Below are 9,971 nucleotides of genomic sequence, written 5' to 3'. Positions count from 1 at the left end.
GGTGAATCGAGAATGGCGTCCATATTACCGCCGCAGGCCGCGTGGTTACAGGTGTGTGGAGATGCGAAGCTGAGTTTTAAGTCACGGAATCAGGTGATAGATATCGAGATACATCAGATATTGAGTGGATGCCACTGGCTTTCATAGCGGGGTTTGGAATTGTCGGATTGCTTTTTCAATTTCTTCCAGACAGTAGCTGGGGTGGTGGTTCGAGTGATAGTAATACTGTTATTCCACCATTAGATAATGATAGTTCAGATGGCGGTTTCTAATGCAATATAACAAACCGCAGCAGTCGCTCCCGCTGGTCGCTGGGACCGCCAAAACGCTGCGCTTTTTTGTCGGCCCCTGTGCGCGGCGTTAAGAGGACACACATGGATGAAGGAAGTTGAGATGTATCTGGACCGGCTTTTGAAGATTTTCGTTGATCAACGTACAACTAAGGCCTTGTTCCAAGCCACTGTTGTACTTGCAGGTGCTTTTCTTCTCGGAGTTAAAGATCAGGGTCCGTTCCTTTTTGAAAAAGAAGCATCGGCTTATGAATTGAAGTTTAAAATTGAGGAAAAGGTCGGCAAACCGCTCAGCGAAATCGATTGCTCAAACATCAAGCAAGGCGCTGCGAACTGCAGATTGGCGAAATATAAAATGGAAACCATTGGGTCCTATACCTCTGCTTTTATGGCATTTATGGATCTCATTCGTATCTTCTTGATTATTTGCGGAGCCGGTGCACTTGCCTCTTTTATCTTGCGTCCAGCATTCGTCGCAGCGGAGCCAGAGCCAGAGCCGGAGATTGAGGCCGAGGATGCAGAAACCTCTTAAAACCTCTTAACAAATTGTTCCAGTTCGTTCCGGGCCTGAAGGCCCTCCACCGGACAGCCTTGTCGCCGCTTCGCTCTGTCAAGGCTGTCGCTGAACAAAAGCGTTATGTGTCCTAGTGAGCTACGAGTCTCGGAACAATAAATGATGCCTGCGAAGAAAACAGAAGTGAGGAAAGCGGCCGGAAAGCTAGTTTCAGCGATTCAGAAAGAGTGGGGCGATGAACTAGGTGATCCTAGCGCAGTGGTAAGTGAAACTGTAATGCACAATTGCCACGCTCTCCTTCACGCGAATACAGCTGAAGAATTGCAAAAAATATTAAATGGTCGCAGTGTCGAGGAATTTCTCGGTATACATTGGGTAAAAGCTCACCCCACGGTAAAGCCTTTTATCCGTAAACTGGAGTCGGCGTGTTGAGTAAAACACATAACAAATTGCAGCACGCAAAGCGCCGCTGCGCGGCTCGGACCTCCTTACGCTGCGCTTCAGTCGGCCCGTGTGCAAGGCGTTAGGGCGAGAGGAACTCCCGGAGTATATGGAAAATATAGAGATACCAGATGAAGCGAAACAGGCACAGTCAGTCGTTGAAAGAGTGCTTGGTGATTCGATTATCGGCATGTATCTCTTCGGCTCTGCCGTCGTTGGTGGTTTGAAGCGTGACAGCGACGTAGATATCTTGGTCGCGGTCTCTGGCTCGCCTACCTTTGAGCAAAGAAAAGCCTTGGTATCTCGCTTAATGAGCGTATCCGGCGCAATTGGGAATCTACAAGCCATCAGGCCGCTAGAATTAACTGTGATGACGGTTTCTGATGTCGTTCCTTGGCAATTCCCGCCTCGGGCTGAGTTTGTATACGGTGAGTGGTTGCGAGAGGAGTTTGAGGCTGGACGTGTTCCGGAACCATTCCGCGATCCTGATCTTGTAGTTATTTTGAAGAAAGTAATCGATAACAGCCTGCCGCTATATGGGATCTCTGCTGAAGAGCTATTCGATCCGGTGCCAATGAGTGACGTCCGACGGGCAATACATGATTCTTTGCCCAGTCTTATGGCTGAGGCAACGGGAGATGAACGCAATGTCGTTCTGACCTTGTCACGTATGTGGCTGACTGCTGCTACCGGCGATATTGCTCCAAAAGATACGGCTGCGGAGTGGGCGGAAAAGCAAGCGCCCCCTGACCACGCAATAATATTGAGATATGCGCGGGATGGTTATCTGGGAAAAATTGAGGATCGATGGGATGAGAAACAGGAGGATTTCGAGACACTTGTTTCTTATATGAAAGAATCGATTGAGGAGTGCCTTGATGCCCCATAGGAAGAAAAGCCCTAACCATCACAGGCGCAGGGACAAATTTTCCGCTGCGCTACAAATTTGCCCGTGCTGTGGGCGTTAGTGCCAAGAAAGTTCATCGAGTTCATTGAGGTAAGGAATTAGAATGGAAGAAGCAAAAGTTACATTTTACGATGTTGAAAGATGTGGGTTATATGAATACGGATCAGATGACTCAACACTCGGTGAATTGTCTACATTTCTGAATCAGCTTAAATCATGGGTCCAGAGAGATGGTAAATCTTTGGACGAGACCTGTACCTACGCTATAGAAGAAAGTGAAGATGTAGATCGAACTTTCTGTTATGACTTGGTTAATAATGGAGTTACAGGCGACTTCGTGTTAACAACGTGGAATGAAACACCATCTTATGAAGGAAAGGTGGCTGCTGTTAAAGCAAAATCTAAAGTTGGTGACGCAAAAGTGGAATTCACAAAAATACCAAAAGATAGCATTCCAGGCTATGCGACATATTTTTGGTTCATACCATCTAAAGGTGTTTTTGCCACAATTCGATTTCAGCACCGATTAAATGGTAAAAAGAATCTTGATAAGTACTTTAAGGAGTTTATATCAAAATTTTCTGATTATGTTGTCCTGTCCGAAGACGGTGATGCCGATTTTAACATTATTGGTTATTCGGACAGTGATGACGATGAACCAATGAATCTACACTCGCATTTTAGGACTGCTATAGTTAGAAAGCCGGGTCAAATAAAATACATACTAAGCCAAAGAAGTAATATTAGAAAAATAGTTAGGCACAATAGGCTTTCACCAAAATTGGAAGAGAGTCAGGAATTTTGGCAGAAGGCGCTTCTTAACTTGGGGCTCAAAAAGCAAAGGAAGCTTAATTCTGAAGTTAATTTTTCTTATGAGTTCTCTTATTCTCCTACAGAAAAAGAACTCAAGGAAATGGTTAGTGAGTGGGAAGAAGGACATGATTCAAAATGGGACGACATAGGCTTTATATTAAAAGGTGAGCAAGTCCCTCGATGGCTTAGTAATTCCTTGGCAAGAGATCAGTTTGACTTAGATGTTAAAAGGATAGATGAAGAGATAGTTGATGCTGTTAGCCTGTTAGAAAAGTTGACAGAGAAGCGTGATTTAATTTTGGCATTACTTGAATAGCTTGAGGGAGAAATAAAAAAATATTTCAAACCGCTATTTATCATCGTTTTACTAGCTACGCTAGGACTTTCCATTTTTTTGGGTAGTGGTATTTCATTCAAAGAGCAGATGCCAATATATGATGGGTTGAGAAATACTTCTGCAATTATATTTGCTGTTATGGGAGCATGGATAGCACTTCTCTATCCTAATAAGTTGTCTCAAGCTTTCGGCAAGAAACCTTATAAAGAAAAAGCGGAAGACATAGAAGAGATCAACAGGCTATTTAGACCAATGATATATTCTACGACCATATTGATGGTTGTAATTGCAATGTCATTTATTGTCCCTTTAGCAAAGCAGATTTCGTACTTGCATCAGTATAAAGAAGTATTTAGAGCCATTAGTTTTGGTTCTATAGCATTTCTAACTTTGTTGCAATTCTGGTCATTAATCCTGACGTTGGTTCCCGGTGATTCAATAAAGGATGATCTAGATGAAATTAGGGCAAGAGAAGAAATGCTAGAGAGAATGAAGCCAAATAGAAAAAAGCACTAACAAACGGCTGCTGTCGGACTGATAAAAGCGTCACTCCTTTTACTTCCGCAAAAGCAGCGCCACTTTTACCAGCCGCAGAGCCGGGCGTTAGCAAAATCACTGATATCGAGCTGGACATGGAAGAATTATTTAGAATATCGAAAGAATATTATAGAACATGTAAGGACGTATTTCTTTTCGGTTTCCGAGGCTGGTTATATATAATCCTCGGAGTTCCGTTTTTTCTGTATTCGATGTATATATCGATTGATTCCAATGGAAATAGTACATTCAAAATTATCTTTACTCAACTGATCGGGGCTGCTTTTTGGAAAATCGCAAAAAATCGATATGATAAGAATTTGATGAATAGGTTGTCTAGTTTAACTGGGCTCAATAATAAAAATATTAATGAACAGAAGACCTCATATCTTCGGTATCTTACAGCTAATATTGGCGACGATCTATTTACTAGTTTGAAAAATATAACAGAACTAAAGAAGCTATATAAAAATACGAGACCATTTACCCCGGAAACAATTTTTGAGCGTTTTTTAAGCTTTGTTTACGATCCTGATTCAAAAAGTCGACTGCTAAGCCTTATTATTTACATGATTAGTTTGATTGCTTTGATATTTGTGATTAAGCCAGCTGATCCCGCCAATATTTATTCTCTGGTTTACGATTTTGATTTCAAAGATTATATGCTTAATTTATGGGTTGCTTTATTGTTTATATCAATAGGTTACTTTATATTTATGTTGCCAATTTCGATTGCTGTTAGTTATATAGTTACTCCTATATTGAGGAAATTTAACCATAGTGGCCTTACTCTAAATTATTTCGTACATGAACTTGCAAGATACTCGTTTCGAGACGTACGGTAATATAAAAACAGGGAAGTTTTAGACCAGTGTCGGATTGATACTTCCCATAAATTTCGTTAACAAGTGACAGTGGTGTCTAGTTAAATATTTAAGCCATATTTTCACCCCACCGTGTCTCATTCTTGAGCATGGTGTTGAGCACCACAATCAGCTTGCGCATGCAGGCAATGATGGCCACTTTGGGCTGCTTGCCCTGGGCTTTCAGATGCTCGTAGAAACACTTGAACACAGGGTTACATTGAATTGATGACAGCATCGCCATGAACATGACCGTGCGGATACGGTGACGACCTCCACGGATGCGCCGTTTGCCATTCCAGGAGCCACTTTCGCGGTTCATGGGTGCGACACCGACGAGTGCAGCGATCTCTTTGCGGTTGAGTTTGCCAAGCTCTGGTAGATCGCTGAGCAAGGTATAGGCGAGGACTTTACCAACGCCCGGCACGCTGGTCAGGATCTCCGTTTTGGTGCGCCAGTGTTTGACCTGCATGACGGCTTCATCGATCTGTTTGGTGATGGTACTGATTTGGGTTTGTAATGAGCGAAGCAGTGTTTTGATGGAACGATGCAGCGCTTTGGGCAAGATTTGGAGTCGATTTTTCTCCATGGTTTGCATCTCAAGTAGCTGGCTGCGGCGAATCAGTAAGTCCTTGATAAGGCGAGACTGTTTATCAGGAATTGGCTTGATGTCAGGCTGTATGGTGGCGGCAAAACGGGCGATGACACTGGCATCGATCTTATCCGTTTTAGCCAGTACGCCAATTGCCTGGGCATAGCGTCTGACACTGATGGGGTTGACCACGACAATGGGAAGATTGGCCTGGTCACAGGCGAACACGAATGCGTGCTCATGGCGCCCTGTGGCTTCGACCACAATGCGTTCGATGTTGCGCTTTTTCAGCACATGAACGACCTTGAGAATGCTTTGCTCGTCGTTCGAAATTTGGAAATGGAGGTCCAGCGGATGCAGGACGATATCGAGTTTGGATTTGCCGACGTCTACGCCGACGTTGATTTGGATTTGGCTTTCTGTGTGTATGGTCATAAGCTAACTCTGCCTTGCTATGCGGGCTCGGGGCCTGTGATGCCCTTTGGGTGCCGATGACTGTTCGAGTTATCGCTAAAGAGTCATGCAGCGCTACGCACTTGTTATCGGTCTCTCGCAAGAGGAGCCGGCGTTCAATCGAGCTGCTGCATGAAGGCCCTCAATGGCCGTTGAGGGTGGGTCCCAATTTACCCGGAAAACGCAGAGAATTATCCATACAAGGCCAGGCACGGCGACGCCTTTTCCGTTGCGGCTTCGCCTTCACTACAAAGCCGCGCGTGCTGGCGGTGTTAAATGTTTAGGTGCGCAAGTGGGATTCTCGCATGAATGAAATAATAGAGAAAATATTTGAAACCATATCGATTAAAGACCTAAAAGAAAGAATTGATAATTTTGAAAAACTAGGTGTCGATTTTGAATATGAAGAAGCATTTAATATTTTAAAGAAAGTATTTCTTTTGGACGTAGAAGGATGGGGCATATCGGCATTTAAGAGTGAAAGCCGTGAATATAAAGAAGGAGGAATATTTTATCGAGCTAGGAGAATGAATCGAGAAAGAATAGAGCTGACGCATAATGATTTTTGGGAAGCACCAGCAGAAGTTGTTCCTCGTGGACGCATAAACAAACCAATGGAGCCGCTGCTTTACCTATCTCCTCGTGAGCCCTATACCCCAATAAGAGAAACGCATATAAAAAATGGGATCCCTTTTCTGCTTGTGGCTTATGAAGCTATTGCCAGAATCAATGTTTTTGGCATCGGTGTTGGCGGGGGGGGTGAAGGTGGATTTAGCCTTGATACAGAAAAGAAGCTGGATATAGTCACAGAATTCATAAAAAGGATCTTTATGAAGAATGATGATAAGGCGTACGTTTTAACTAATGTAATTTCTCAAGAAGTGTGCAAGTTTGATTACGATGGGTGGGTTTATCCTTCAGTCGCGAACGATGGCGGCGAAAACCTTTGCTTAAAGTTAACGGCAAAAGAAAAGCTTCGAGTTCATGCGGCATTCTTGTGCCAGCTTGAGGATGGGAACATTAGGACAACTCATGCGATAGAGGTTTCAGAAGAGATACTGGTCTATGATGATTGGGAGGACTCAGAAGGTTCCGCACACCAGATTTTTGGTTCGCTTTTGAATCACAATAGAGACAACAGCTCTGAAATTGAAACAAGAGAAGATATAGGATTTCCAGTCAATGTCTTGCGTCCGTAATGTATTTAACAATGCGCAGCACTCGCGGCCTGCGGCCGCTGGGACGCCAAAATCGCTAACGCGCTTTTATCGCCCGTGTGCTTTGCGTTAGTCAAAGTTGAGGATAGTCATGTCGCTGAGTCTCATGCAAAAAGTAAACAGCTTTGCGTTAAGAGCCTTTCGGGATACTGCTGATAAGGACTATATTCATGCTCGTATGGCTTATAGGGCAGATTTGTTTCCTCAATTTCACTGGTCGGCTTTACATGCACTCGAAAAATATGCCAAATGCATTTCAATTCTTACTCGTGTACCACGACCAAAAAATGATGTAAAACATGAGGTGCAAAGATCTTTAGATCTTATCGCTGATAAGGTGGATATAATATTATCTGAGCAAACGAAAAAATTTATTAATCGGCTAGAATGTTTTGGAGCACGGTTTCGATATTTAGAGGTGTCTTGGTTTATTAATGACTACGAACTAGCAATGTTAGATCGAGCTGTTTGGGAGTTGCGACGATATTGTAATGATGCGATCTATATCTATTCCGATAATATATTTGTATCGGTGGATTATAAAAAACAGGAAAAGATAAAGTTAATTGATGCACCAACAAAAGAAAATACTCTTGTGCTTGGTGGGTTCATTGAAGAAGTGCTGGGAAATAGAAACTCTAGGGCTAGGCCTGATCTGGTATGGTGCAACCTGTATTATTCGGCATCTAATAGAAAATCCGTACTTATGAAAAGAAATTTCATGGGAGAAAATTCCCCATTTTGGCTACATCCTGAAATTATCGACGAGGTGTCAAAATATACCTTCGTTTCTAAGGAAATTCGTAATGCGTATAAAAAAGGCTAACAAAAAATTGAAAATAGTTAGCTTTGCTCACTGGAACCTAAAAATACACGCTTTTTGGGGCCTTTAACGCGGCGTTGAATGGTTTTAGTCTAGCAGGGAGTGGTTAGAACTCATGAAAGGTAAAATCAGCCAGTGGAAGGATGATAAAGGCTTTGGGTTTATAAAGCCTGATGACGGCTCTGAGCAGGTGTTTTTCCACGTTTCCAGCGTCAAGACTGATGCCAGGAAGCCTCAAGTCGGCGATCGAGTCCTGTACGAGCCAATGCGTGACTCACAGCAAAGGCTTAAAGCCAAAGGTGTCGTGATCGAAGGCGTCAAGAAAAGCTCGGGTGCATTGACAGGAAAACGCCCAGACAAAGTCGAGCCTCCGAAGAAAAACATGGCTGATTACATTGCAATACTGGTTGCTGTGGTATCGATTGCTGCCGCCGGCTTTGAATTGTATCGCACAGCTACAATTGAGAGCAGTTGGCCTTTTGTGATCCCGGCGGTTATTGCTTTCTTTATTCTGAACCGTCAGAAAAAGCCAAAAGAAAAATCGTTTCAATGCGCACGTTGCCGCAAAATGGCAGAGTATGATGCACGCGTCATCCAGGCCTGGAATAATGGGTTCACCAAGCTCTATTGTGGAGCTTGCCACCATCAATGGCTTAAGGACAACCCGAGGCATGAGCAGGGATCAATGCAGAGTCAGGGGCGTGGTTGCTTGGGTGTGCTGGCTCTCTTGGTCATTATGCCGGTTTTAGGGGGGATAGGTCTGTACCAGTGGCTGGCATGAGTTTCATGGGATTGTCAGTGAAGTGTTATGGACAGTCATTTATAAAGAAATGAAAGGATGTAAATTAAATGGAAATTTTGGCATATATTGGTATTTTCATAGTTATTATAGGCGGAATTGGTTTCCTGATTGCGGCGTTTAAAACCAGCATTATTTGGGGACTGGCTTGTCTTTTGGTATCCCCTGTTTCAATCATATATCTAATCTTGCACTGGTCAGAAGCAAAGAATCCATTCTTTCTGCAATTGGCAGGTCTTGTGATAATACTGCTTTCAGGCTTTATTGGAGCTGAGGGAACGATAATGTAAAAAGGATAATATTGAATTTTAATTTTTCATATCCGCTATTGATCAGCTTTGGTATTGATAGAAGTGCCAGGAAACATAGGACGATAACGAGATGGACTTTACCCCAATAATCAGCCAGGTATTCAGCACGCTCTGGTATCTGATCCCGCTTGGGATTTTGGCTGTGGTACTCAAATCACCCTGGTTCAAGGGCGCAATGGGCGAGCTGATCGTCAACCTGTCAGCCAAATATCTGCTCGACCAAAAACACTATCGGCTGATTAAGAACGTGACTCTGCCCGCCGGTGATGGCACCACGCAGATCGACCATGTGATTGTGTCGGTCTACGGTGTGTTCGTGGTTGAAACGAAGAACATGAAGGGCTGGATTTTTGGTGGTCAGCATCAGAAACAGTGGACACAGAAGATATTCAAACACTCCAGCAAGTTTCAGAACCCGCTGCATCAAAACTACAAGCATGTGAAGGGGTTGGAGCAGCTGCTCGGGCTTGAAGAGAGCCAGTTGCACTCAGTCGTGGTTTTTATCGGCGATAGCACCTTCAAAACCCCCATGCCGGATAACATCACCCGCGGTTTTGGTTATGTTGGCTATATCAAGTCGAAAACCGAGCCGGTCATTGCCGAAGCTCAGGTTGATGAAATCGTCCGTCAGATTGAGTCGGGCCGATATCCCCGCACCTTTTCGACCCATCTCCAGCATGTGAAGCATGTTAAAAGCATTGTAGAAGCTAAGGAAGCAGCGGTGGCCTGCCCCAAGTGCGGCAGTGATATGGTGCTGCGCGAATCCAAAAAAGGCGAACACAAGGGGCAGAAGTTCTGGGGCTGCTCCAGGTTTCCGGGTTGTCGCGGGGTCATGAAGCCAGGCTCAGTTCCAACTGAAACGTGAAAACCGGTTAGCCCAAGACACCCCGCTATCCACGGCTTGGATGCCAGCCTGATCTGTGAGTGTGGCATTCCATTGCGACTAGGACCACGGCCAGCCAATTATCGGTAGTTTTCAACCCAGTTGTCCAAAATACTGCGTTTAAGCAGCGCATTTATTCAGTTCAATCTCCTGCAGTTTTGCAGGGTTGAGTGATACCGGTCCTGCGATGT

General features: G+C 44.1%; 11 protein-coding genes. 10 read left to right on the top strand and 1 reads right to left on the bottom strand.

Annotated elements, in window-relative coordinates; translation table 11 throughout:
• Positions 1–378: 378 nt before the first annotated feature.
• From ABIE61_RS18045 to ABIE61_RS18025, 5 genes are all read left to right on the top strand, one after another.
• A complete protein-coding gene (locus tag ABIE61_RS18045) occupies positions 379–822 on the top strand; it encodes a hypothetical protein (RefSeq protein WP_354412091.1) in 444 nt (147 codons plus the stop codon).
• 141 nt (positions 823–963) lie between these two features.
• A complete protein-coding gene (locus ABIE61_RS18040) occupies positions 964–1,236 on the top strand; it encodes a hypothetical protein (RefSeq protein ID WP_354412088.1) in 273 nt (90 codons plus the stop codon).
• 118 nt (positions 1,237–1,354) lie between these two features.
• The gene (locus ABIE61_RS18035) at positions 1,355–2,134 is read left to right on the top strand and encodes an aminoglycoside adenylyltransferase family protein (protein ID WP_354412085.1); all 780 of its coding nucleotides are present in this window, start codon (positions 1,355–1,357) and stop codon (positions 2,132–2,134) included.
• Between the two features lie 121 nt (positions 2,135–2,255).
• Positions 2,256–3,281, top strand: a complete 1,026-nt coding sequence (locus tag ABIE61_RS18030) for a hypothetical protein (RefSeq protein WP_354412083.1) — start codon at positions 2,256–2,258, stop codon at positions 3,279–3,281.
• Positions 3,282–3,359: 78 nt separating this feature from the next.
• On the top strand, positions 3,360–3,818 hold the full coding sequence (locus ABIE61_RS18025) for a hypothetical protein (RefSeq protein ID WP_354412081.1): 459 nt from the start codon (positions 3,360–3,362) through the stop codon (positions 3,816–3,818).
• 954 nt (positions 3,819–4,772) lie between these two features.
• Here ABIE61_RS18025 and ABIE61_RS18020 read toward each other — a convergent pair.
• Positions 4,773–5,723 (bottom strand): IS110 family RNA-guided transposase, encoded by a 951-nt coding sequence (locus ABIE61_RS18020; protein WP_354412093.1) that lies wholly within the window; start codon positions 5,721–5,723, stop codon positions 4,773–4,775.
• 329 nt (positions 5,724–6,052) lie between these two features.
• Between ABIE61_RS18020 and ABIE61_RS18015 the strand changes: the two genes are divergently transcribed.
• From ABIE61_RS18015 to ABIE61_RS17995, 5 genes are all read left to right on the top strand, one after another.
• Positions 6,053–6,946, top strand: coding sequence for a hypothetical protein (locus ABIE61_RS18015; protein WP_354412079.1), 894 nt, complete (start codon positions 6,053–6,055; stop codon positions 6,944–6,946).
• Positions 6,947–7,055: 109 nt separating this feature from the next.
• Entirely contained in the window at positions 7,056–7,790 is a 735-nt protein-coding gene (locus ABIE61_RS18010) for a hypothetical protein (protein WP_354412077.1), read from the top strand.
• A 112-nt stretch (positions 7,791–7,902) separates the two neighbouring features.
• On the top strand, positions 7,903–8,568 hold the full coding sequence (locus tag ABIE61_RS18005) for a cold shock domain-containing protein (RefSeq protein WP_354412075.1): 666 nt from the start codon (positions 7,903–7,905) through the stop codon (positions 8,566–8,568).
• Between the two features lie 68 nt (positions 8,569–8,636).
• Entirely contained in the window at positions 8,637–8,876 is a 240-nt protein-coding gene (locus ABIE61_RS18000; protein ID WP_354412073.1) for a hypothetical protein, read from the top strand.
• Between the two features lie 91 nt (positions 8,877–8,967).
• Complete coding sequence (locus tag ABIE61_RS17995; protein ID WP_354412071.1) at positions 8,968–9,762, top strand: nuclease-related domain-containing protein; 795 nt, start codon at positions 8,968–8,970, stop codon at positions 9,760–9,762.
• Positions 9,763–9,971 lie beyond the last annotated feature (209 nt).

The sequence above is a fragment of the Marinobacterium sp. MBR-111 genome (assembly GCF_040547585.1).
GTDB lineage: Bacteria > Pseudomonadota > Gammaproteobacteria > Pseudomonadales > Balneatricaceae > Marinobacterium > Marinobacterium iners.
The sequence above is the reverse complement of the archived record's forward strand: the minus strand, read 5'-3'. Positions and strand labels throughout refer to the sequence as shown.

What these genes read in the sequence shown, in the direction of transcription:
- ABIE61_RS18045 (WP_354412091.1), top strand. Translation starts at nt 379, where the DNA reads ATGAAGGAAGTTGAGATGTATCTGGACCGGCTTTTGAAGATTTTCGTT.
- ABIE61_RS18040 (WP_354412088.1), top strand. Translation starts at nt 964, where the DNA reads ATGATGCCTGCGAAGAAAACAGAAGTGAGGAAAGCGGCCGGAAAGCTA.
- ABIE61_RS18035 (WP_354412085.1), top strand. Translation starts at nt 1,355, where the DNA reads ATGGAAAATATAGAGATACCAGATGAAGCGAAACAGGCACAGTCAGTC.
- ABIE61_RS18030 (WP_354412083.1), top strand. Translation starts at nt 2,256, where the DNA reads ATGGAAGAAGCAAAAGTTACATTTTACGATGTTGAAAGATGTGGGTTA.
- ABIE61_RS18015 (WP_354412079.1), top strand. Translation starts at nt 6,053, where the DNA reads ATGAATGAAATAATAGAGAAAATATTTGAAACCATATCGATTAAAGAC.
- ABIE61_RS18010 (WP_354412077.1), top strand. Translation starts at nt 7,056, where the DNA reads ATGTCGCTGAGTCTCATGCAAAAAGTAAACAGCTTTGCGTTAAGAGCC.
- ABIE61_RS18005 (WP_354412075.1), top strand. Translation starts at nt 7,903, where the DNA reads ATGAAAGGTAAAATCAGCCAGTGGAAGGATGATAAAGGCTTTGGGTTT.
- ABIE61_RS18000 (WP_354412073.1), top strand. Translation starts at nt 8,637, where the DNA reads ATGGAAATTTTGGCATATATTGGTATTTTCATAGTTATTATAGGCGGA.
- ABIE61_RS17995 (WP_354412071.1), top strand. Translation starts at nt 8,968, where the DNA reads ATGGACTTTACCCCAATAATCAGCCAGGTATTCAGCACGCTCTGGTAT.